General features: G+C 47.0%; 18 protein-coding genes, 2 tRNA genes and 3 rRNA genes. 12 read left to right on the plus strand and 11 right to left on the minus strand.

Annotation, left to right across the window (positions count from 1 at the left end; all coding sequences use genetic code 11):
• Window positions 1-54: 54 nt before the first annotated feature.
• Together METMA_RS0111475 and METMA_RS24475 are read left to right on the plus strand one after the other, a co-directional pair.
• A complete protein-coding gene (locus METMA_RS0111475) occupies window positions 55-750 on the plus strand; it encodes an SDR family oxidoreductase (RefSeq protein ID WP_027147252.1) in 696 nt (231 codons plus the stop codon).
• A 6-nt stretch (window positions 751-756) separates the two neighbouring features.
• A complete protein-coding gene (locus METMA_RS24475; protein ID WP_040590529.1) occupies window positions 757-1272 on the plus strand; it encodes a DUF3455 domain-containing protein in 516 nt (171 codons plus the stop codon).
• Here the strand turns inward: METMA_RS24475 and METMA_RS0111485 are convergent.
• The 5 genes from METMA_RS0111485 to arsC all read right to left on the minus strand — a co-directional run bounded on the left by METMA_RS0111485 (window position 1256) and on the right by arsC (window position 4255).
• Window positions 1256-2185 (minus strand): ketopantoate reductase family protein, encoded by a 930-nt coding sequence (locus tag METMA_RS0111485; RefSeq protein ID WP_020159238.1) that lies wholly within the window; start codon window positions 2183-2185, stop codon window positions 1256-1258. The genes METMA_RS24475 and METMA_RS0111485 overlap by 17 nt on opposite strands.
• The gene (gene hda, locus METMA_RS0111490) at window positions 2178-2879 is read right to left on the minus strand and encodes a DnaA regulatory inactivator Hda (RefSeq protein ID WP_020159239.1); all 702 of its coding nucleotides are present in this window, start codon (window positions 2877-2879) and stop codon (window positions 2178-2180) included. Before hda ends, METMA_RS0111485 begins: the two co-directional genes overlap by 8 nt.
• A gap of 2 nt (window positions 2880-2881) precedes the next feature.
• A complete protein-coding gene (locus tag METMA_RS0111495) occupies window positions 2882-3235 on the minus strand; it encodes a DUF2069 domain-containing protein (RefSeq protein WP_020159240.1) in 354 nt (117 codons plus the stop codon).
• Window positions 3232-3825, minus strand: coding sequence for an NAD(P)H:quinone oxidoreductase (gene wrbA, locus METMA_RS0111500; RefSeq protein WP_020159241.1), 594 nt, complete (start codon window positions 3823-3825; stop codon window positions 3232-3234). The genes METMA_RS0111495 and wrbA overlap by 4 nt, the downstream gene beginning before the upstream one ends.
• 82 nt (window positions 3826-3907) lie before the next feature.
• Complete coding sequence (gene arsC, locus METMA_RS0111505) at window positions 3908-4255, minus strand: arsenate reductase (glutaredoxin) (RefSeq protein WP_020159242.1); 348 nt, start codon at window positions 4253-4255, stop codon at window positions 3908-3910.
• Window positions 4256-4435: 180 nt separating this feature from the next.
• On the opposite strand from arsC, the gene ubiA reads away from it, so the two are divergent.
• The gene (gene ubiA, locus METMA_RS0111510) at window positions 4436-5299 is read left to right on the plus strand and encodes a 4-hydroxybenzoate octaprenyltransferase (RefSeq protein WP_027147253.1); all 864 of its coding nucleotides are present in this window, start codon (window positions 4436-4438) and stop codon (window positions 5297-5299) included.
• 147 nt (window positions 5300-5446) lie between these two features.
• Window positions 5447-6289: a DNA ligase gene (locus METMA_RS0111515; protein WP_020159244.1), complete on the plus strand. Its 843-nt coding sequence runs from the start codon at window positions 5447-5449 to the stop codon at window positions 6287-6289.
• A 143-nt stretch (window positions 6290-6432) separates the two neighbouring features.
• Here METMA_RS0111515 and METMA_RS0111520 read toward each other — a convergent pair whose 3' ends face one another.
• A complete protein-coding gene (locus METMA_RS0111520) occupies window positions 6433-7281 on the minus strand; it encodes a sulfurtransferase (RefSeq protein ID WP_020159245.1) in 849 nt (282 codons plus the stop codon).
• A 6-nt stretch (window positions 7282-7287) separates the two neighbouring features.
• Window positions 7288-8265 (minus strand): NAD(P)H-quinone oxidoreductase, encoded by a 978-nt coding sequence (locus METMA_RS0111525; protein WP_020159246.1) that lies wholly within the window; start codon window positions 8263-8265, stop codon window positions 7288-7290.
• Between the two features lie 158 nt (window positions 8266-8423).
• Between METMA_RS0111525 and argC the strand changes: the two genes are divergently transcribed.
• Window positions 8424-9455, plus strand: a complete 1032-nt coding sequence (gene argC, locus METMA_RS0111530) for an N-acetyl-gamma-glutamyl-phosphate reductase (protein WP_020159247.1) — start codon at window positions 8424-8426, stop codon at window positions 9453-9455.
• A gap of 66 nt (window positions 9456-9521) precedes the next feature.
• Window positions 9522-9854, plus strand: a complete 333-nt coding sequence (gene erpA, locus METMA_RS0111535) for an iron-sulfur cluster insertion protein ErpA (RefSeq protein WP_020159248.1) — start codon at window positions 9522-9524, stop codon at window positions 9852-9854.
• Between the two features lie 33 nt (window positions 9855-9887).
• On the opposite strand, the gene METMA_RS0111540 is transcribed toward erpA, so the two are convergent.
• Window positions 9888-11006: an anhydro-N-acetylmuramic acid kinase gene (locus METMA_RS0111540; RefSeq protein ID WP_020159249.1), complete on the minus strand. Its 1119-nt coding sequence runs from the start codon at window positions 11004-11006 to the stop codon at window positions 9888-9890.
• An 8-nt stretch (window positions 11007-11014) separates the two neighbouring features.
• A complete protein-coding gene (locus METMA_RS25790; RefSeq protein WP_020159250.1) occupies window positions 11015-12385 on the minus strand; it encodes a peptidoglycan DD-metalloendopeptidase family protein in 1371 nt (456 codons plus the stop codon).
• 221 nt (window positions 12386-12606) lie between these two features.
• Here METMA_RS25790 and tyrS point away from each other — a divergent pair, with 221 nt between their 5' ends.
• The 6 genes from tyrS (at window position 12607) to rrf (ending at window position 19372) form a co-directional block, all read left to right on the plus strand.
• Window positions 12607-13803, plus strand: coding sequence for a tyrosine--tRNA ligase (gene tyrS / locus METMA_RS0111550; protein WP_020159251.1), 1197 nt, complete (start codon window positions 12607-12609; stop codon window positions 13801-13803).
• A 410-nt stretch (window positions 13804-14213) separates the two neighbouring features.
• Window positions 14214-15748 (plus strand): 16S ribosomal RNA (locus tag METMA_RS0111560).
• Window positions 15749-15815: 67 nt separating this feature from the next.
• Window positions 15816-15892, plus strand: a tRNA-Ile gene (locus METMA_RS0111565).
• A gap of 55 nt (window positions 15893-15947) precedes the next feature.
• Window positions 15948-16023: transfer RNA gene (locus METMA_RS0111570), tRNA-Ala, on the plus strand.
• Between the two features lie 234 nt (window positions 16024-16257).
• A 23S ribosomal RNA gene (locus METMA_RS0111575) occupies window positions 16258-19151 on the plus strand.
• A gap of 105 nt (window positions 19152-19256) precedes the next feature.
• Window positions 19257-19372: ribosomal RNA gene (gene rrf, locus METMA_RS0111580) — 5S ribosomal RNA — on the plus strand.
• Together the 16S, 23S and 5S rRNA genes with 2 tRNA genes alongside form the textbook arrangement of a ribosomal RNA operon.
• 468 nt (window positions 19373-19840) lie before the next feature.
• Here rrf and METMA_RS0111585 read toward each other — a convergent pair.
• Both METMA_RS0111585 and METMA_RS0111590 read right to left on the minus strand, forming a co-directional pair.
• Window positions 19841-20197 (minus strand): hypothetical protein, encoded by a 357-nt coding sequence (locus METMA_RS0111585; RefSeq protein ID WP_027147255.1) that lies wholly within the window; start codon window positions 20195-20197, stop codon window positions 19841-19843.
• Window positions 20198-20449: 252 nt separating this feature from the next.
• Window positions 20450-21727, minus strand: a complete 1278-nt coding sequence (locus tag METMA_RS0111590; protein ID WP_156830489.1) for a glycosyltransferase — start codon at window positions 21725-21727, stop codon at window positions 20450-20452.
• Window positions 21728-21733 lie beyond the last annotated feature (6 nt).

Raw genomic sequence — 21733 nt, forward strand, 5'->3', positions numbered from 1 at the left:
GATAAATAACCTTCTGTATCACGTAGTACAGAAGGTTTTTTTATGGAGTGGCAAATGTCTACAGTTCTAGTTACCGGGGCCAATCGGGGGTTAGGCTTGGAGTTTTGTCGTCAATATGTACAATCTGGATGGACAACAATTGCTTGTTGCCGTGATCCGGGAGGTGCGGTTGAATTAAACAAGCTTGCCAGCCAGTACAATAATATTCAGATAGAAACGCTGGATATTTCTGATTTAGATCAAATTGACAAGTTGTCCCATAAGCTTACCGACTTACCGATTGATGTTTTGATTAATAATGCCGGTATTTACACTGATGATCGAGTACATGCTTCTGGTCAACTGGACTATCAGGCATGGAATAAATCGTTTCTGGTTAATACTCAGGCGCCGGTTAAAATGGCGGAAGATTTTCTGCCACAAATCAAGCGTAGTGAAAAGAAGCTAATCGTCAGTATCAGTAGTTTAATGGGTAGTATTACTGATAATACTAGTGGAGGCAGTATTTTGTATCGTTCAAGCAAGGCTGCGCTAAACTCTGCAATGAAGTGTCTGGCGCTTACGCTCAAAGAACAATCTGTTGGTGTGCTAATTTTACATCCGGGCTGGGTTAAAACGGATATGGGGGGCATCAATGCCTTAATTAATGCTAGTGAAAGCGTTTCAGGCATGTGCTCCGTGATAGACAATTTTAGCTTGGAACAATCAGGTTGTTTTGTTAAATACGATGGAACCAAACTACCATGGTGAAAACAGATGATTAAAAAAATAGTGTTTTTATGGGGATTGTTACTAGGGACCGCTAATGCTGATACTTCAATACCTGAACAGATTAAAGTTCCTGATGGTAATGAGTCTGTTTTGTCTGTTCATGCGAAAGGTGATCAGATTTATCAATGCTCAGTCAATAACAATAAGTATGCATGGAAAATACAGGCCCCTGATGCTCGTCTATTCGATGAGGATGGTCGGGTTGTCGGAAACCATTATGAAGGTCCTATATGGGAGTATAAAGAAGGCAGTCGTATTGTCGGCCGAATACTCAATAGAGTAGATATTGAACCAGAGTCATCCATTTCCTGGCTGCTGGTTGAAGTCATAGCGCATAAGGGAAAAGGGTTGTTTTCGGATGTAAATTATATTAATCGGGTTAATACTCACGGTGGTTTGCCTCCGTTATCCGGATGCGATGCTAATCACCTGGGCAGTGAAAAGCGAGCGCCGTATACTGCGGACTATATCTTTTACGGTAAATCTACAGCGAATGATTGAGCTGCAATTCGCGCAATTTCATTAAGGCATAGACTGATTCTAAATGGGGGCATGCAACACCGGTTCGTTTGCCGGCACGTAACGCATTGCCTAAAATCACTTCCGTCTCCATCGGATGACCGTTTTCGTAATCTAACAGCATGCTGGTCCTGTATGGGGGCATGGCATAAGTATTATCGATATTAATATCTATAATATCGGGGGGCAGGTGATGCTCACAGGCTTCAGCGATATTAAAAACTTCCTGCATGATGTTGCGTACGAAAGCTTCCTGGGAACGCAGGATGTCGAGCGTTTCTAGACCACCGGATAAGACCGATAACGAATTAAAAGGTGCATTCCAAATGCATTTTTGCCAACGTCGAGTGATAATCTTTTCAGTTGCTTCGCATACAACACCTGACTGGTTAAATAATTCGCAAAGCATGTTGGTTTTGCTGCTAATGGAGCCAGGCAAATTTCCCAGCGTTAGATGGCCATAAGCCAAATGCAATATTTCCCCGGGATTAATCCGGTTGCTGCAAATAAACGCTAGACCACTGATGACTTCATTATCAGGAAAAGCAGTCAGTATTTCCTGTTCGATGTCAACGCCATTTTGGATGAATACGATGGCTGTTTCGGGCTTTACTGCAGGGCGAAGCAATGTAATGCGATCAATATCGGGAATCACTTTTGTGCAAAGTAAAACATAATCTGCCGCACCATTAAAATCCGCAGCGTTTTTTAGTACTTGGGAGGGAATAAAATTCCAGCTGCCAAGATCGTTGCTACGGATAACAAAACCATTTCGTTTGACATGTTCATAATCGGAGCGACAAACGACCGATACATCGGCACCTGCTTTAGCCAATAGCGCACCGTAGAAGCCGCCAATGGCGCCAGCGCCAATAATTAGTACTTTGCTAGACATAGTTATCATCCATAACCTGTTTTAAAAACGGAATGGTCAACTTGCGCTTGGCGGCCAATGATGCTTGATCCAATTTTTCCAGTAAAGCCCATAGTGAGGATAAATCCCTGGAATAATGCGTCAGCAGAAAACGTCCTGCTTTGGAAGAAATTTCAAAGCCCATTTGATTTGCTTTAAAAGTTAACGCAGCGATTCTGCCCTGATCGTCTAATGGTCGCATTTTTAACGCCAGTCCCCAGTTAAGTCGGGTTTGAAGGTCAGGTAGCTGAATACCGAGATCATTAGGGGCGCAATGAGCGGATATGATGAGTTTATGCCCGCGATCCCTGTGTTCATTGAAAAAATTAAAAAAAGCCATTTCCCAGGCAGGATTACCCGTGAAACACTCAATGTTGTCGAAACAGACGATGTCAATTTCATCAAGACCATTGAGTATAGTGGGGTCAGGAAGAGATGAGCCTGAAAATGAAAAATAGAATGACCTGAATCCTAAAGTATAAGCTTGGCAACAACAGGCCTGCAATAAATGGCTTTTTCCCAGACCTTGACTCCCCCAGAGAAAGATTTGCTGCTCGCCTGTGCCCGCAACGCAGTTTTGCAGATGATTGATGATTTCCTGATTGTTGCCAGGGTAGAAGTTATTAAATGTCAGATCAGCCCTGAATTCAAAATGTAAGGGAAGTTGCTTCGCCATTGTTAGCTATGGTGTCCTGAAAATCGAACATAGAATGTTGAACCGAGAAAAAGCATCAAGCTTAGTATGATCTCCAGCGATGCATACAGGCGTTCATCCATGTTGACATAAGCTTCAGCAGAGCCGTGTATAAAATAGATCAGGCTAATGTAGGCGGTCCAAGCACAGCTTTTTCGATTGCGGTCCAATAAGCCGCGCATCGGGAGCAATAATGGTGTCACAGTAATTAATAACATTAACGCAATAGGAAAGCGCGTTGATGGTGCCAGAACAGTATGCCACAACATCAACAAGGCGAACAGGCCGAAAAAACCGGCCAAAGCTAGGGAATAATAATAAATTGGTTTTATCTTCATGAGCCTTGTTTTAAATACAACGCTGTTTTAGCCAAGCGCATCCCAAGAGCGCGGCACAATTTTTTTTCTTGATCACTTATGACTGCATTACTTAATGATACATGGCTTGGACCATAAGGAGTGCCGCCGGAAGTCGTTTCACGCAAAGCTGTTTCTGTATAAGGCAAGCCTAGTATGAGCATGCCATGATGCATTAATGGCAGCATCATCGATAAGAGTGTGCTTTCTTGTCCTCCATGCATACTTCCGGTAGAAGTAAATACACCAGCCGGTTTGCCGGATAATGCACCTGAAAACCAGATTTCGGTCGTGCTATCGATGAAGTATTTTAGCGGTGCTGCCATATTGCCAAAATGGGTAGGACTGCCTAGAGCCAAGCCGTCACACTCTTTTAAATCTTCCAGGGAGGCATAAGGTGCCCCATGGTTTGGGATGCTGGCGGCGATTTTCTCGCAGACACTGGACACGTCGGGAACAGTTCTGAGAACAGCCTCAACGCCGACGACGGATTCAACTCCACGCGCAATGTGGTTCGCCATTTCAGCAGTGGAGCCGTGGCGGGAAAAGTAAAGAATCAAAATTTTCGTCATAATAAAACCGTTGGTTTAAAATAGAGCGGCCTTACCCTTATATTTCAAATTGAGGGCATATTATGGTTGTAGCACGGGGTGGCTACAATATAGCCAGCACATTTTCCGGCGGGCGACCAATAGCGGCTTTATCATTGGCAATCACAATAGGGCGTTCAATTAATATTGGATTGTTTATCATGCCATCGATCAGGGCTTGGCGGTCCAGTGATTGGTTGTCCAAACCGGCATTTTTATATTCTGCTTCTTTTTTGCGCATTAAATCACGTGGTTCCAGGCCCAGTTTTTCCAGGATATCATTCAGTTCAGTAGCACTCGGAGGTGTTTTCAGATATTCAATAATCTCTGGTTCAATGCCCTGTTCTTTCAATAATTCAAGGGTTTGACGTGATTTACTGCAGCGCGGGTTATGATAAATTTTTACGCTCATGACTACCTCTCCATTGGGCACAAGTGCTCACTAAAACAAAGAAGCTATAATAGCATTTTTAATAAAACTCACGCTTCAAAACGAATGACTTGCAAGCGGGCAGTTTCGGTTGGTTGTGTAGTTAGGTTTGAACAATTGCAAACAGTTCACTCTGAGAAGGTAAAGATAGTGACAATAGATATGATAGAGGATAGAGCCAGACAATACTGGTTATTGGCGCGATTTGACAGGCCCATCGGCATATTGATTTTATTATGGCCGGCCCTCTGGGCGCTTTGGGTTGCGAGTAACGGCAAGCCTGACTTGTTAGTTTTAACCGTTATCTGCCTGGGTGTGGTGCTGATGCGGGCAGCAGGTTGCGTGATTAATGATTATGCCGATCGTGAGTTTGACCCGCATGTGGAACGTACTAAGCAACGGCCCATGGCTCTCGGCAATGTTACGCCTAAGGAAGCTTTAATCATTTTTGTCGTGTTGTGCCTGATTTCTTTCGGTTTGGTATTATTACTGAACCTCTACACGATTCTGTTGTCCTTCATCGCGGCATTTTTGGCGGCCAGCTATCCTTTTATGAAGCGCTATACGCATTTGCCGCAAGCTTATCTGGGTATCGCTTTCGGCTGGGCGGTACCAATGGCGTTCAGCGCGCAGACTAATAGTATTCCATTTGTTGCCTGGGTCATGTATCTGGCCACGATATTATGGGCGCTGGTTTATGACACCATGTATGCCATGGTCGATAAAGACGATGATTTAAAAATAGGTGTCAAATCTACAGCGATTTTATTCGGTAACTATGATCGGCATATCATGGCTATTTTGCAGGTGATCATTCTTGGTTTGCTGGTCACTATCGGGCAAATGCAAGATCTGGGCAGATTTTACTATAGCGGACTGTTGGTTGGGGCAAGCTTGTTTATCTATCAGCAATGGCTGATTTTTAATCGTGAAAAGTCGCAGTGTTTTAAAGCATTTCTGAACAATAATTGGTTTGGATTGACCATTTTCGTGGGATTTTTCTTGGATTATTACTGTAGAGCATGATGAGCTATTTAAAAAATAGCAGCGGACTGTCATTATGGGCCATAAGGTGATTTATGCCGGCGCTGAAGCAATAAAATTTTGCTGATATAAAAATTAAGCATCGCAAAGGAATGGCCAGTCAGCCATCTATGGGCCGGGCAAATTGTTATGATTAAACAACGCATTTGTATCTTGTTTCTGCTGTTTTATTTAGCGCCTAGTGGCCGGGCAGAAGAAACTCCTGATCTCATGCTGGCAAAAGTGTTTCATCAACATGTCGATGTTACACAGTTTTGGGTAAGCGAAAAACTCGATGGCGTGCGGGCCAGATGGAATGGCGCAAAGCTCATTTCCAAGGGCGGGCATATTTTTGCTGCCCCGGATTGGTTTATTCAGGGCTTTCCGAATATGCCGCTAGACGGCGAATTATGGATGGAACGGGGGCGCTATGAAGATACTGTGTCGATAGTTCGCCAGCAAGCGCCGCATGAAGGCTGGAAGCAGATCAAACTGATGGTATTTGATCTTCCGGCGCATGGAGGAATATTCAGTAAGCGGGTAGAAGCCATGAATAATATGGCATCGGAAATAAACTCACCTTATCTGGCCGTGATTGAGCAGTTTCGGGTAGATTCATATGCAGCGCTGATGGATAAGCTTGTTGAAATCAATAAACAAGGAGGAGAAGGTTTGATGCTGCATAGGCAGAGTGCAATTTATCAGAGCGGACGTAGCGGAAATTTGCTTAAAGTAAAACCCTTCGAAGATGCGGAAGCAGTGGTAATTGGTTACAAATCCGGAAAAGGCAAAAATACCGGTCTGATGGGCTCGATAAAAGTACGCATGGAGAACGGCAAGGAATTTTATATCGGCAGCGGTTTTACTCAGAAGCAAAGGCAAAATCCACCGCCGGTTGGTAGTGTGGTTACTTATCGGTATAGAGGGTTGACTGGATCGGGGATTCCTCGGTTTGCGGTATTCATGCGGTTGCGCGATGAGAGTTCTCAGTGAAGATATTTCTATTGATAGATCGAGAAGAGCTTGTAGTTAGATGAGCCTGAATTTACTACATTCTTTCGAGCGTCAAATATGAAAGACGGCCAGCCAGAGACTATTTGTAGGGATTTCGCAGGCCATTCTAACAAGCGCTGCTATCAATAATCTGAGCAAACCCGCCGATTTTTATTTCGAATCCAGTCACTCCAAGAGCCTGCATACAGTTTAGATCCAGTTAATCCGGCGTATTCCATTGCTAGTAAATTATGACAGGCCGTGATGCCGGAGCCGCACATGTGCACAGTCTGTTCGGGGGAGGTGTCGCCTAGCATTTGCTTGAAATGTTCACGCAATATGTCGGCGGACAAGAATAAGCCGTTGGTATTTAGATTCAACTGAAACGCCCGGTTTAAGGCGCCGGGTATATGGCCGGCAACTGGATCGATAGGCTCCTGCTGGCCACGATAACGTTCCGGTGTGCGGGCATCAATCAACTTAATGGTTTTTGCCGCTAATTTATCGCGCACCTGTACGGCATTCAGCCATTGGTTTTCGTCAAGATACATCCTGAAGATGGCAGGTTCAATGGTCGGCAGCGTTGTGGTTACGGCATAGCCCTGCTTTTGCCAGTGTTTAATGCCTCCATCCAGCAGAGCGACTTTATCATGGCCCATGCAACGTAACAGCCACCATAGGCGGCCTGCGAAAGCGCCGCTGGCATCGTCATAAACGACGACTTGGCTTTGATTGGTTACGCCCCATTGCCCTAGTTTATCGACCAGCAATGAAAAAGAGGGCAGCGGGTGACGACCGGTTAGGTCGGTGACTGGCGAGGATAAATCATTGTTCAGATGTGCATATCTGGCATTAGGAATATGACCGAAGCGGTATGCCTTGGCGCCGGCATTGGTGTCGGCCAGGGAAAAGCGGCAGTCAAAGATAATCCAGTTGCGATCATTGACATGTTGGTTCAGTATGTCCGGTGAAATTAAATGGGTGTAGCTCATGTTTTTTTATACCGTTAAGATGATTTTGCCGATGTGCTGACCGCTTTCCATTAATGCATGGGCTTGAGCCGCTTCTCTCAATGGAAAGGTGGCATGAATTATAGGCTTAATTTGGCCATAGTCGAGTAAGGGCCAGACATTTTCCAACAGATTCTTGGCAATGTCGGCTTTAAAGGCGGTGTCCCTGGCGCGCAGGGTTGAGCCGGTGATTGTGAGGCGTTTCAGCATAATGGGCAGTAGATCAATTTCAGATGTTGCTCCCTTTTGTAATGCGATTTGCACCAAGCGTGCATCAAAAGCCATGCATTTTAAATTACGCGGAAAATAGTCACCGCCTATCATGTCGAGTATGACATTGACGCCTTTACCGCTGGTCAATTGCCTGATTTCTTCGGCAAAATCCTGTTCGTTATAGTTGATGGCGGCATCGGCGCCCAGCTCTGTGCAGAAGCGGCATTTCGCTTCAGTACCTGCCGTGACGAAGACTTTAGCATCAAATGCTTTGGCTAACTGGATGGCCGTTGTGCCTATGCCGCTGGTGCCGCCATGGACGAATAAGGTCTCGCCGGCAGCGAGCCGGGCACGATTAAATACATTGCTCCAGACTGTAAAAAAGGTTTCCGGCAAAGCGGCCGCTTCGCTCAAGCTCATGTCTCTGGGGACGGGCAAACATAGATCGGCTGATGCCAGGCAGTATTCGGCATAACCGCCGCCAGTTACTAAAGCGCAGACCTGGTCGCCTTCTTTTAGACGTGTGGGATTTTCGCCAATCGCCACTACAGTTCCTGCGATTTCCAGACCTGGAATATCAGACGCGCCGGGTGGGGGAGGGTACAGCCCTTTGCGCTGCATGATGTCGGGCCTATTAATGCCGGCTGCAGCGACTTTTATCAGTACTTCGCCCGCCGAGGGCGTAGGGACAGGGCATTGCGTCGGTTTTAAAACTTCAGGAGTACCGCTTTCAGTAATTTCGATGGCGATCATATTATCAGTCTCAGACAGAGTTGTGAGTTTTATAGGCACAACGTTTAAGTCAAAACGATAATGCCTAAGTCGCTTTTGAGTAAAGAAAAATGATTATACCGAATCAGGTTACAGGTATTATATGCGCTGGTTGTTTTTGTGTTGGAGATGAAGAGTAGATGATTCGTTCAGGTATTGTAGGCGGAACCGGTTATACCGGGGTTGAATTATTGCGGATTTTGGCGTCGCACTCGGAAGTCGACGTAGCGGTCGTGACATCGCGGTCGGATGCCGGATCAAGAGTGGATGCACTTTATCCTAGTCTGCGAGGCGCCATAGATGCGGTATTCAGTCTGCCTGATGTGGAGACTTTGGCTACATGTGATGTGGTTTTTTTCGCTACGCCTAATGGCACGGCAATGCATATGGCTGAACAGTTGCTGGCGCGTGGCGTCAAAGTGATTGACCTGTCTGCTGATTTTAGAATTAAAGAGGTCAGGGACTGGGAGAAATGGTATGGCATGCAGCATGCCTGTCCTGACCTGATTGCCGAGGCGGTTTATGGTTTGCCGGAAGTCAATAGAGCGTTGATAAAATCGGCTAGACTGGTCGCTTGCCCGGGTTGTTATCCGACTGCGGTACAGTTGGGTTTTTTGCCGCTGATTGAACAAGGCGTGATTGATGCAGGTCAGTTGATCGCCGATGTGAAATCCGGTGTCAGCGGTGCCGGACGCAAGGCGGAACTAGCTACATTGATGAGCGAAACCGGCGAAAGTTTCAAGGCTTATGCAGTCAGTGGACATCGGCATCTGCCGGAAATCAGGCAGGGTCTTGAGATGGCGGCCGGAAGACCGGCCGGTCTTACATTTGTTCCGCATTTAATACCGATGATCCGCGGGATTCATGCCACACTATATGGTCAGTTGAATCTCGATCAATGTGATGTACAGGCATTATTCGAAAAAAGATACGCTGATGAGTATTTTGTTGACGTATTGCCTAGCGGCGCACATCCGGATACTCGTAATGTTAAAGGCAGCAACATGTGCCAAATCGCCGTGCATCAACCACAAGGCAGCCAGACAATTGTAATCTTGTCGGTTATCGATAACCTGGTCAAAGGAGCGGCAGGTCAAGCGATTCAGAATATGAATCTGATGTTTGGCCTGGAGGAAGACCGCGGGTTAAATATGATTGCGCTCTATCCATAATTGTTGACTAAAATGCTAGGTATAGTCATAATTTAGCTTAATTTCAATTACTTAATTTTTGTATTTATGTCTGATCCAATTATTTTTACTGACAGTGCTGCTTCCAAAGTAGGTGAATTGATAGCCGAAGAAGGCAATAACAATCTGAAGCTGCGAGTTTATGTTTCAGGCGGCGGCTGTTCAGGATTTCAATATGGTTTTACTTTTGATGAAGAGGTCAACGAGGACGATACGCTGGTCGAAAAAGGCGGAGTAACCGTTCTGATTGATTCGATGAGCATTCAGTATTTAACCGGCGCTGAAATTGATTATAAAGAGGATTTGTCGGGGTCACAGTTCGTGATCCGCAATCCCAACGCAACGACCACCTGCGGCTGTGGCTCTTCGTTTTCGGCATGATATTATTTGGGCGGCCGCGGTTGGCCGCCCTCTTTACTGAATTGCTTTATTGCCCTGATAAAGGCCCCCCAGAATCACTGCATTATTTGCCCCCGTTACTTCTTTAAGATTGCCAGGATGATGATTTAAAGTCTGTCTGGCCAGCCAAGCAAAAGCCATCGCTTCTACATGGTCCGGATGAATGCCATATGGCTCTGTCGAGTTAACTGGGCAGTTAAGGTTCAGTTGAATCAGTTCTAACAGATAGTCATTATGAATACCGCCGCCGCAAATTAGTACACGCTCCGTTAAAGGCGCATATTTTTCAATGGCTTGACAAATAGTGATTGCCGTTAAAAAACATAAACTGGCTTGGATATCTTCAACATTATAACTTATCGATTTAATCTTTTGATTCAACCACGATAGGGAGAAATATTCTTTGCCGGTACTTTTGGGCGGGCGAACACCGAAATACGCATCTTTTATTAACTGATTCACCAAGTCATGTTTGATTTCACCAGTTTTAGCCCATGCGCCGTTTTTATCATAAGCCAGATTACGGTGTTGCTTAATCCATAAATCCATCAACGTGTTTCCCGGTCCTGTATCAAATCCAATAACTTGCGAGGATTCAGCTGGTAAAACAGTAATATTGGCAATGCCCCCGATATTAACAATACAGCGATGCTCGGTTGGATGACTGAACACGGCTTTATGAAAGGCTGGAACCAGCGGCGCCCCTTGTCCGTTTGCGGCCATGTCACGACGTCTGAAATCCGCCACCGTAGTAATACCGGTATTCTCGGCAATAATGTTCGGATCACCGATCTGCAAGGAAAAAGGAAATTGAATGTCTGGTGCGTGGTAAACCGTTTGCCCGTGACTGCCAATTGCTGCGATTGTTGCTGCCGGAATTTTTGCCTTCGCAAGTAATGAGTTGACAGCTTCTGCGAATAGATGACCCAGTCGGGTATCCAGAGCGCCGTAGTCATTTAAGGAAATCAATGTGTCAGGTTCGCTGATCCGTTGGATCGCGTCTCTAGTCTCAGGCGGGAAAGGAAAATAGTCGAACGCGATTAAGCGGACTTTCTGATCCTCAAAACTCACCAGGCTTGCGTCAATGCCATCAAGACTGGTTCCGGACATCAGTCCAACATAAAGCTCAGGCATTAGTTTCGTTAATTGTATTCAGATTGAGTTTTTGCAAACAAACTTTTAGCTTTAATCTGATTAAGTTGCGCTAAAAGCGGTTGGGTTTGTGATTTGAAATCAGCCAGCAAGTTTTCAGTGATAGGTAAAGAATGCGGCAGTTTGACTGTTTCTGGATTACGGTAAACACCATCAACATGAAATTCGTAGTGTAAGTGAGGGCCAGTGGCCAAGCCTGTCTGACCTACATAGCCAATAACATCTCCTTGTTTAACAGGATTACCAGTCTTTAGTCCTTTTTTGAATTTAGACAGATGTGCATAAAGTGATTCATAGCGATCTCCATGCTTAATGATTACAACTTGTCCATAACCGCCTTTGCGGCCGCAGAAAACAACAACGCCATCACCTGTGGTTTTTACAGGGGTGCCTGTCCTGGCGGCATAGTCGACACCTTTATGAGCACGAATTCTGTTTAGTATCGGATGCTTGCGTTTTAAGTCAAAGTGAGAGCTAATGCGCGCAAAATCAACAGGCGTAGTTAAAAAAGCCCTTTGCATGGACTGTCCGTCGGGTGTGTAGTAATTGACGTTACCCGATTTATCTATATACCGGAGAGCTGTATATGTCTCTCCCTGGTTAGTGAATTGAGCGGCTATAATTTCGTCGGTATCGATTTCTTTGCCGTTAACAACTTTTTTTTCATAAACAACGGTGAAATGATCGCCGTTGCGCAGGTTAGTCGCAAAATCGATATCCCAGGCAAAAATCCCAATAAGTTGCATTATCAATTCTTTTGACAAACCTGCCTCTAGTCCATCCAGAAATAAAGATGTCTCTATAGTGACATGTGCGCTGGAGGTTTTTTGGTTGGATGCCCAAGATTGCATTTGCAGCGGGGGGGCTATTGCGAACGGCTTAAATATCTGGGCTTCGGCGGTCGTGCTTGGCGAAGATTTGCCCAAGTTTAACTGGGAAATATTAGCAGAAGCAGCTTCCTGCATCTGTACCTTACTGTCAACAATACTGATTGGAACTGTTTTGACTGAATGGTGTGAAATAATTGAGCGTCTGCGATCGGCTACTTGACGCGCCAGCAGGGTTTGTTTCATCTCAGTTGTTTTACTATGTTTTTTCTTAACAAGTTTAGAAGAAACTAAAGTCTGTTTCTTTTTGGTGCGTTGGGATGGAGCGCTAGCCTGCTTTTTAGACGAGGACTTAACCATCTTTTTGGTTGTTTTAGAAGCTATATTCTTGTTGCCTGTTTTGGAAATCCTCTGAGTTTTTTTGACAGGCTTTGCTTGTCCGGAATGCTTGGTTGATGAAACAGCGGCCTTTGTGGTTCGATTTTTATCAAGGGGTACTGCCTGTGAGTAGACGGCAGTTGCCGTAAGAGCCATGTTTATCCCCAAGAACAAGGATATATAAATTCTTTTTTTCACGAGATTATGGGTAATTTATTGAAAATAAGTGAAAAATTTATTATCAGGAAGATTTTTGATCCATTTTAAGGTTTTTTAAAGGTTTTACCAAATAATAGACTATATAAAGATTTATTCTATAGAGCGATCCATTAATTCTATAATAATGCTTTTTGTAGACTGGATAGTGGAGAAAGAAATTGCAAGAGGAAGTATTAGCCAGCCTTCTAAGAGGTGCTGACGAGGTTTTAGTTGAGCAAGAGTTTATTAAAAAGCTGGAAGAAGGGCGGCCTCTGCGTATTAAAGCCGGTTTTGATCCTACGGCTCCTGATCTGCATTTGGGGCATACAGTACTGATTAATAAATTAAAGCAGTTTCAGGACTTTGGGCATGAGGTTCTGTTTTTGATTGGTGATTTTACCGGCATGATAGGCGATCCAACGGGAAAAAGTGCTACCCGTAAGCCACTGACGCGCGATGAGGTTATCGAGAATGCAAAAACCTATGAAGAACAGATCTTCAAAATTCTCGATCCTGTCAAAACATTGGTAATGTTTAATTCAAGCTGGATGAATGCAATGTCGCCAGCAGATTTAATTCAATTGGCGGCTAAACATACGGTGGCGCGCATGCTGGAGCGCGATGATTTTAATAAGCGTTTTAAAGGCGGGCAACCGATTGCAATTCATGAGTTCCTGTATCCGTTGATTCAGGGATATGATTCCGTGGCTATGAAAGCCGACGTCGAATTAGGCGGCACCGATCAAAAGTTTAACTTATTGGTTGGGCGGCAATTGCAAGAGGCTTTCGGGCAAAAACCGCAAGTCGTTATGACCATGCCGATTCTGGAGGGCTTGGATGGCGTACAGAAAATGTCCAAATCACTCAATAATTTTGTAGGCATTGCGGATTCTCCCGATGATATGTTTGGCAAATTAATGTCGATATCGGATGAATTGATGTGGCGCTATTTTGAATTGTTGAGTTTCATGCCGATGAGTGAAATCAAGCAATGGAAATATGAATGTGAGCAGGGTGCAAATCCACGCGATTATAAAGTAAAACTGGCGCAGGAAATTATTGAAAGGTTCCATGATGCATCGGCTGCTAACAAAGCACTGGAAAATTTTGAGGCTAGATTTCAGCGTGGAGCGATACCAGATGAAATGGATGAAATAGAGTTGAGTAATGGAGGACAGGGATACGGTATTGCGAATTTATTAAAGGATGCCGGTTTAACCGCAAGCACATCCGAAGCTATCCGGATGATAAAGCAAGGAGCTGTAAAGATTGATGGGGAAAAGATTTCTGATCCGAAAACAGAGATTGCGGTAGGTACAAAACAAGTTTATCAAGTGGGAAAAAGAAAATTTGCAAGAGTGGCAATAATTGCTTGACGATTAAAAAAAGATCGGTAGAATATGCCCTTCTTTCGGCGGCAGGTTGTCCGGAAGGGGTTCAGGGACAGAAAAAAAGTTGACACTGAGGTTGACAAGCAGAGCGGATCGGTTATAATGGTCGGCTCTTCGGGGTTGAGCGATTGGCTCCGGTTTTTCAGGATGAAAAATAAAAGCAACAAGGGGTTGACAACGGGTTTTGACTCTGTATAATAGTCGGACTCAGCGGGGCTTTAAGCTCCACGCTCTTTAAAAGTCAGATCAAAATAATTTGTGTGGGTGCTTGTGATGATTATTTTAGTTGTAATGAAATAATCGAGCAAGAACAAACACGTCGATTCAACATTTACGTTAAGTTTTTGGTCGAGCCAAGATTGGTCACTCATCTTCCTGAGTGGCAAAAACAGATTGAACTGAAGAGTTTGATCATGGCTCAGATTGAACGCTGGCGGTATGCTTAACACATGCAAGTCGAACGGTAACAGGCCTTCGGGCGCTGACGAGTGGCGGACGGGTGAGTAACGCGTAGGAATCTGCCTCATAGTGGGGGACAACTTGGGGAAACTCAAGCTAATACCGCATACGCCCTACGGGGGAAAGCGGGGGACCTTCGGGCCTCGCGCTATGAGATGAGCCTGCGTTAGATTAGCTAGTTGGTGGGGTAAAGGCCTACCAAGGCGACGATCTATAGCTGGTCTGAGAGGACGATCAGCCACACTGGGACTGAGACACGGCCCAGACTCCTACGGGAGGCAGCAGTGGGGAATATTGGACAATGGGCGCAAGCCTGATCCAGCAATACCGCGTGTGTGAAGAAGGCCTGAGGGTTGTAAAGCACTTTCAATTGGGAGGAAAACCTGCCGGTCAATACCCGGCAGCTTGACATTACCTTTAGAAGAAGCACCGGCTAACTCCGTGCCAGCAGCCGCGGTAATACGGAGGGTGCGAGCGTTAATCGGAATTACTGGGCGTAAAGCGTGCGTAGGCGGTTATTTAAGTCAGATGTGAAAGCCCCGGGCTTAACCTGGGAACTGCATTTGATACTGGGTAACTAGAGTTTAGTAGAGGAGAGTGGAATTTCAGGTGTAGCGGTGAAATGCGTAGAGATCTGAAGGAACACCAGTGGCGAAGGCGACTCTCTGGACTAAAACTGACGCTGAGGTACGAAAGCGTGGGTAGCAAACAGGATTAGATACCCTGGTAGTCCACGCCGTAAACGATGTCAACTAGCCGTTGGGCCTTTTAACAGGCTTAGTGGCGCAGCTAACGCATTAAGTTGACCGCCTGGGGAGTACGGCCGCAAGGTTAAAACTCAAATGAATTGACGGGGGCCCGCACAAGCGGTGGAGCATGTGGTTTAATTCGATGCAACGCGAAGAACCTTACCTACCCTTGACATCCAGAGAATCTGTTAGAGATAGCGGAGTGCCTTCGGGAACTCTGAGACAGGTGCTGCATGGCTGTCGTCAGCTCGTGTCGTGAGATGTTGGGTTAAGTCCCGTAACGAGCGCAACCCTTATCCTTAGTTGCCAGCACGTGATGGTGGGAACTCTAGGGAGACTGCCGGTGATAAACCGGAGGAAGGTGGGGACGACGTCAAGTCATCATGGCCCTTATGGGTAGGGCTACACACGTGCTACAATGGCCGGTACAGAGGGCAGCGAACTCGCGAGAGTCAGCAAATCCCAGAAAGCCGGTCCTAGTCCGGATTGGAGTCTGCAACTCGACTCCATGAAGTCGGAATCGCTAGTAATCGCGAATCAGAATGTCGCGGTGAATACGTTCCCGGGCCTTGTACACACCGCCCGTCACACCATGGGAGTGGGTTGCAAAAGAAGTGGGTAGTCTAACCTTCGGGAGGGCGCTCACCACTTTGTGATTCATGACTGGGGTGAAGTCGTAACAAGGTAGCCCTAGGGGAACCTGGGGCTGGATCACCTCCTTACAAAGACAGCTAATCGTTGTCATGAGCGTCCACAACAAATTATTTTGATCGAGCACGATATGAGCCTGGGCCTGTAGCTCAGTTGGTTAGAGCGCACCCCTGATAAGGGTGAGGTCGGAGGTTCAAATCCTCCCAGGCCCACCAATTTTTTACGGACGACGTAGAAAACGGTGAACGGGCTAGGGAACCTGGAATATCTGGGGCCATAGCTCAGCTGGGAGAGCGCCTGCCTTGCACGCAGGAGGTCGGGAGTTCGATCCTCCCTGGCTCCACCAATGCTATAAGCCTTGACTAGGGTTTATAGCATTGGTGCTTAATGCACTGATAGCTCTTTAACAATGTGGAAATCTGTAATAAGTCACATCATCGGCACTGTCAAGCGCCATGAGATGATGCGACTGACGAGTTCAAGCGTCGTTTGAAAGAACGACAGCAAGAATGAGTACTCAAGCAGAAAAAGCGAAAATGTCAGCTGATCCGTATAACCGCCAGACTTATTGGGGTTATATGGTCAAGTGAATAAGCGCATACGGTGGATGCCTAGGCAGTAAGAGGCGATGAAGGACGTTGTAGCATGCGATAAGCCGCGGGGAGTTTGCAAACAAGCTTTGATCCGCGGATGTCCGAATGGGGAAACCCAATCAGGATCACCTGATTATCCTTAAGTGAATCCATAGCTTAAGGAAGCGAACCCGGAGAACTGAAACATCTAAGTACCCGGAGGAAAAGAAATCAACCGAGATTCCCTTAGTAGCGGCGAGCGAACGGGGATTAGCCCTTAAGCCTTTATGACGTTAGTGGAATGGTCTGGAAAGTCCAGCGATACAGGGTGATAGCCCCGTACACGAAAACGTGATAGAGGTGAAATCGAGTAGGTCGGAGCACGTGAAACTTTGACTGAATATGGGGGGACCATCCTCCAAGGCTAAATACTCCTTACTGACCGATAGTGAACCAGTACCGTGAGGGAAAGGCGAAAAGAACCCCGGAGAGGGGAGTGAAATAGAACCTGAAACCGTATGCGTACAAGCAGTGGGAGCCCCTTCGTGGGGTGACTGCGTACCTTTTGTATAATGGGTCAGCGACTTAATCTCAGTGGCAAGCTTAACCGACTAGGGGAGGCGTAGCGAAAGCGAGTCTTAATAGGGCGTTCAGTCGCTGGGATTAGACCCGAAACCGGGCGATCTATCCATGGCCAGGCTGAAGGTCAGGTAATACTGACTGGAGGGCCGAACCCACGTCTGTTGAAAAAGACGGGGATGAGCTGTGGATCGGAGTGAAAGGCTAATCAAGCTCGGAGATAGCTGGTTCTCCTCGAAAGCTATTTAGGTAGCGCCTCGTGTATAACTGTTGGGGGTAGAGCACTGTTTCGGCTAGGGGGTCGTCTAGACTTACCAACCCGATGCAAACTCCGAATACCAACAAGTTTGAGCACGGGAGACACACGGCGGGTGATAAGGTCCGTCGTGAAAAGGGAAACAGCCCAGACCGTCAGCTAAGGTCCCCAAATCTATGCTCAGTGGGAAACGATGTGAGAAGGCCCAGACAGCCAGGAGGTTGGCTTAGAAGCAGCCACCCTTTAAAGAAAGCGTAATAGCTCACTGGTCGAGTCGGCTTGCGCGGAAGATTTACCGGGGCTAAGCATAGTACCGAAGCTACGGGTTCATCCTATGGATGAGCGGTAGAGGAGCGTTCTGTACGCCTGCGAAGGTCGATTGAGAAGTCGGCTGGAGGTATCAGAAGTGCGAATGCTGACATGAGTAACGATAATCAGGGTGAAAAACCCTGACGCCGAAAACCCAAGGTTTCCTGCGCAACGCTAATCGACGCAGGGTTAGTCGGTACCTAAGGCGAGGCCGAAAGGCGTAGTCGATGGCAAACAGGTTAATATTCCTGTACCGGTGGTAACTGCGATGGGGTGACGGAGAAGGCTAGGTCAGCTGCCGGTTGGAAGTGGCAGTTTAAGCGAGTAGGCAGGTCTCTTAGGCAAATCCGGGAGACTCTATGCTGAGACGTGACGACGAGTCGCTCTTTTGAGTGACGAAGTGATTGATGCCAGGCTTCCAAGAAAAACCTCTAAGCTTCAGGTTATCAGTGGCCGTACCCCAAACCGACACAGGTGGGTGGGATGAGAATTCTAAGGCGCTTGAGAGAACTCGGGTGAAGGAACTAGGCAAAATGATACCGTAACTTCGGGAGAAGGTATGCCTTTGGTAGGTGAAGGTCCTCGCGACNGGAGCCGAAGGAGGTTGCAATAAACTGGTGGCTGCGACTGTTTAGCAAAAACATAGCACTCTGCAAACACGAAAGTGGACGTATAGGGTGTGACGCCTGCCCGGTGCCGGAAGGTTAATTGATGGGGTTAGCTCACGCGAAGCTCTTGATCGAAGCCCCGGTAAACGGCGGCCGTAACTATAACGGTCCTAAGGTAGCGAAATTCCTTGTCGGGTAAGTTCCGACCTGCACGAATGGCGTAACGATGGCCACACTGTCTCCACCCGAGACTCAGTGAAATTGAAATTGCGGTGAAGATGCCGTATACCCGCGGCTAGACGGAAAGACCCCGTGAACCTTTACTATAGCTTGACACTGGACTTTGAACCTACTTGTGTAGGATAGGTGGGAGGCTGTGAAGCACCAACGCCAGTTGGTGTGGAGCCATCCTTGAAATACCACCCTGGTATGTTTGAAGTTCTAACCTGGGCCCATGATCTGGGCTGGGGACAGTGTCTGGTGGGTAGTTTGACTGGGGCGGTCTCCTCCTAAAGAGTAACGGAGGAGCACGAAGGTACCCTCAGCCTGGTCGGAAATCAGGCAATGAGTGCAATGGCATAAGGGTGCTTGACTGCGAGATAGACACATCGAGCAGGTACGAAAGTAGGTCATAGTGATCCGGTGGTTCTGTATGGAAGGGCCATCGCTCAACGGATAAAAGGTACTCCGGGGATAACAGGCTGATACCGCCCAAGAGTTCATATCGACGGCGGTGTTTGGCACCTCGATGTCGGCTCATCACATCCTGGGGCTGAAGCAGGTCCCAAGGGTATGGCTGTTCGCCATTTAAAGTGGTACGCGAGCTGGGTTCAGAACGTCGTGAGACAGTTCGGTCCCTATCTGCCGTGGGCGTTTGAGATTTGAGGGAAGCTGCTCCTAGTACGAGAGGACCGGAGTGGACGAACCTCTGGTGTTCCGGTTGTCACGCCAGTGGCATGGCCGGGTAGCTATGTTCGGACAGGATAACCGCTGAAAGCATCTAAGCGGGAAGCCCCTCCCAAGATGAGATCTCACTGGGACCATGAGTCCCCTGAAGGGCCCTTGAAGACGACAAGGTTGATAGGTCAGGTGTGGAAGGCCAGTAATGGTTGAAGCTAACTGATACTAATTGCCCGTGAGGCTTGACCATATAACACCCAATCAGTTTGGGTTGACAGACTGACACGCTGATTCAGCGAGAGTTACAGATTTCCAACGCGGCAGGCGGCGACAGCCGGCTTGTCAGACCAGTTTGCTTGGTGACCATAGCGAGCGTGACCCACCCGATCCCATCCCGAACTCGGAAGTGAAACCGCTTAGCGCCGATGATAGTGTGGCGATTTGCCATGCGAAAGTAGGGAATTGCCAAGCGCCTTACCGAAAACCCAGACCTGACGACAGGCCTGGGTTTTTTTTTGTCCGCCAAGCCGCCCCCGCATCGGGCGACTGGCCCGGGCCCGGCTTACGCGGCTCGGGTTTTATACACTTTCAATGCAAATTGCAGGATGCTAATGAGTGAAATTGGACTACTCTGACTATACGCCATCCTTGATGGATGAATATACGCTTGGATCCTATCGGATGGGATCGGTTTTCGGGTCATATTCAACCGGATTTTTGACGACTTTGATTCGCTTTGTTGAGCGATTGCCGGAATCACATCGGGAAATGGCCTATGGCTATCCCGGTTCCGTCGCGTCAGGAGGGAGGATCCTCGAGGCATTCCTCCCCGTTATCCCGTTGCCAGCACATGCATTCGTTTTAAATTGAAGGCTAGGGTCACCAGTTTCCACTTACCCGCTGCCGCCTCAACGCCTTTCGGCAAGAATTAGCGGAAGCTCAGCAACTGTTTGATGATCCCAAACACAGGCTCGACCGTGCTTTTGCGTTTGCCGTAAAGTTCACGGCCGTGAATTTTCGGCTCTTTTGGCCGGCGTCATTGGTTTCATGTTCCGTCTCATCCTTCACCAGGCGTTCTGCTAGCGGCAGATGATGGGTTTTCATGCCCAAGGCGATGAGCGGAGCAATCTTTTCATCCATACAGGTCTGGATATTATCCTTACTGAAGCAGCCGTTGTCGACCTGCCGCGTTTTCGGTTTGCCGAAACAGTCTGGCTGGGCTTGCAGCGCCTTCAGCATCGGCTCAACTTGCCGCTTGTCGTTGGCGAGGGGCACGAAGACGTTGACGCTCGTCATGATCTGAGGTTCTGCATCGGTCAGTTTGATCTGGTCCTTGGCTTGTAGACCGGTTTCAGGCGCCTTGGGCTCCGCCAGAGCTTTCAGGCGATCTGCCCGGCGCGCTATTTCCGTCGCCTTTTTCAGCGAGGCTTGAACTTCTCGCGCAGTTGCGCTTCCGGCTTTTCGATGTGACCATGGGGCAAGGCATTGTGCTTAGAAGTATTGAAGTATTATAGCTTTGGTCTTGGTGCCATCCAGCGAATGTCGGCTCTAAGTTTGGTTATTTATATTGAGTTGGTCGAATGTCGCTTCAATCAAACCAACAGCTTTTTTTGTACCTTGTACGGAATCCATCTTATCTTTCGCATTAAGTGCATTTACTTGCAGGTCGGTTGATTGTAATACCGTTTTTATTCTTTCTGATAATGTTGCTGCGGTAGCGTTTTTTGCCGGTAGAGGCGTCGGAGCCAAGCCTAAATGTTGAAGTTGGCAAGCCCAAAATAGTTGTTCGTCCATGAAGGGTACTACGATTGAGGGGCAACCGCTGAGTGTGGCAGAATGAGTGGTTCCGGCGCCGCCGTGATGAACAACGGCGGCGCAATACTTGAATACAATCTGGTGGGGGTGTCTGCCGACAAAATAAATGTTACCTAACTGTGTGTCGGGCGGATATCTGTCCGAACTGGTTTGAATGATTGCACGGCAATTTGCCTGTAAAGATGCCTGAATAAACAAATGCATGCTCCATTCAGGTACGGCTTGTTGGAGGCTGCCGAATGTCATATAAACAGGTTTTTCTCCCTGATCAAGAAACTGTTTCAGACTCTTAGGGATTAACCAGGTTTCAGCCTCATCGGATAGATTTAAAAAACCACAGACTTGGTGTGTTTGATGCCATTGGGCCTGGTAAGGGCAAAATAACGGATCAACAGCTACCAGATTAAGACAATTCGAATTCAGCAATTCTGGAAAAACATGTTTAAAGCTTGGCATGCCTTCGCTAAGCCATAGTATGCTTAGTTTGTCTTTTAAGGCGAAATCAAAGATATAATCCAGGATACGCCATTGAAAGCGGTTAATTAAAGCACCCAAGTCAGGAAACTTGAAGGGAGGGTGATCAGTCATGGCAATTGCACCATGACAAAATGTTACACTGAAATGCGGCTTATTTTGTTTGCTAGCCGCTAATTTCAAAGGATACAGGAAGTGGTGTCCGATAACGCAATCATTTTCTTCTACCAATTGCTTGGAAGCTTCGTAGATGGACTGCTCGTAAGGAAAAAAAACAGCTTCGAGTAAAGCATTAAGCCATTGCAATGTGTTCATTCTGAAGGTGTTCTGGGCAAAGGCGGGCATATCAAACTCGATATGTGCCGGTATTTGCCGATAGCGAATAGCCAATCGCTGACAAATATCCGCATAGCTATTGTTATCGATACTGGTGACTGCCAAGGTTACCTGATGCCCTGCTTTCTGTAATGCTTCGGACAAAGCGAGTAACGGCCGAACATCGCCGTTGGATCCCCATGTTTGTATGCCTATTTTCATGATTTG

The organism is Methylobacter marinus A45 (assembly GCF_000383855.1).
Lineage (GTDB): Bacteria > Pseudomonadota > Gammaproteobacteria > Methylococcales > Methylomonadaceae > Methylobacter > Methylobacter marinus.

What these genes read in the sequence shown, in the direction of transcription:
- argC (WP_020159247.1), top strand. Translation starts at nt 8,424, where the DNA reads ATGATTCGTTCAGGTATTGTAGGCGGAACCGGTTATACCGGGGTTGAA.
- METMA_RS0111585 (WP_027147255.1), bottom strand. Translation starts at nt 20,197, where the DNA reads ATGACGAGCGTCAACGTCTTCGTGCCCCTCGCCAACGACAAGCGGCAA.
- METMA_RS0111485 (WP_020159238.1), bottom strand. Translation starts at nt 2,185, where the DNA reads ATGTCTAGCAAAGTACTAATTATTGGCGCTGGCGCCATTGGCGGCTTC.
- METMA_RS24475 (WP_040590529.1), top strand. Translation starts at nt 757, where the DNA reads ATGATTAAAAAAATAGTGTTTTTATGGGGATTGTTACTAGGGACCGCT.
- METMA_RS0111495 (WP_020159240.1), bottom strand. Translation starts at nt 3,235, where the DNA reads ATGAAGATAAAACCAATTTATTATTATTCCCTAGCTTTGGCCGGTTTT.
- ubiA (WP_027147253.1), top strand. Translation starts at nt 4,436, where the DNA reads ATGATAGAGGATAGAGCCAGACAATACTGGTTATTGGCGCGATTTGAC.
- arsC (WP_020159242.1), bottom strand. Translation starts at nt 4,255, where the DNA reads ATGAGCGTAAAAATTTATCATAACCCGCGCTGCAGTAAATCACGTCAA.
- METMA_RS25790 (WP_020159250.1), bottom strand. Translation starts at nt 12,385, where the DNA reads ATGGCTCTTACGGCAACTGCCGTCTACTCACAGGCAGTACCCCTTGAT.
- METMA_RS0111525 (WP_020159246.1), bottom strand. Translation starts at nt 8,265, where the DNA reads ATGATCGCCATCGAAATTACTGAAAGCGGTACTCCTGAAGTTTTAAAA.
- METMA_RS0111540 (WP_020159249.1), bottom strand. Translation starts at nt 11,006, where the DNA reads ATGCCTGAGCTTTATGTTGGACTGATGTCCGGAACCAGTCTTGATGGC.
- METMA_RS0111520 (WP_020159245.1), bottom strand. Translation starts at nt 7,281, where the DNA reads ATGAGCTACACCCATTTAATTTCACCGGACATACTGAACCAACATGTC.
- METMA_RS0111515 (WP_020159244.1), top strand. Translation starts at nt 5,447, where the DNA reads ATGATTAAACAACGCATTTGTATCTTGTTTCTGCTGTTTTATTTAGCG.
- METMA_RS0111590 (WP_156830489.1), bottom strand. Translation starts at nt 21,727, where the DNA reads ATGAAAATAGGCATACAAACATGGGGATCCAACGGCGATGTTCGGCCG.
- wrbA (WP_020159241.1), bottom strand. Translation starts at nt 3,825, where the DNA reads ATGACGAAAATTTTGATTCTTTACTTTTCCCGCCACGGCTCCACTGCT.
- erpA (WP_020159248.1), top strand. Translation starts at nt 9,522, where the DNA reads ATGTCTGATCCAATTATTTTTACTGACAGTGCTGCTTCCAAAGTAGGT.
- hda (WP_020159239.1), bottom strand. Translation starts at nt 2,879, where the DNA reads ATGGCGAAGCAACTTCCCTTACATTTTGAATTCAGGGCTGATCTGACA.
- METMA_RS0111475 (WP_027147252.1), top strand. Translation starts at nt 55, where the DNA reads ATGTCTACAGTTCTAGTTACCGGGGCCAATCGGGGGTTAGGCTTGGAG.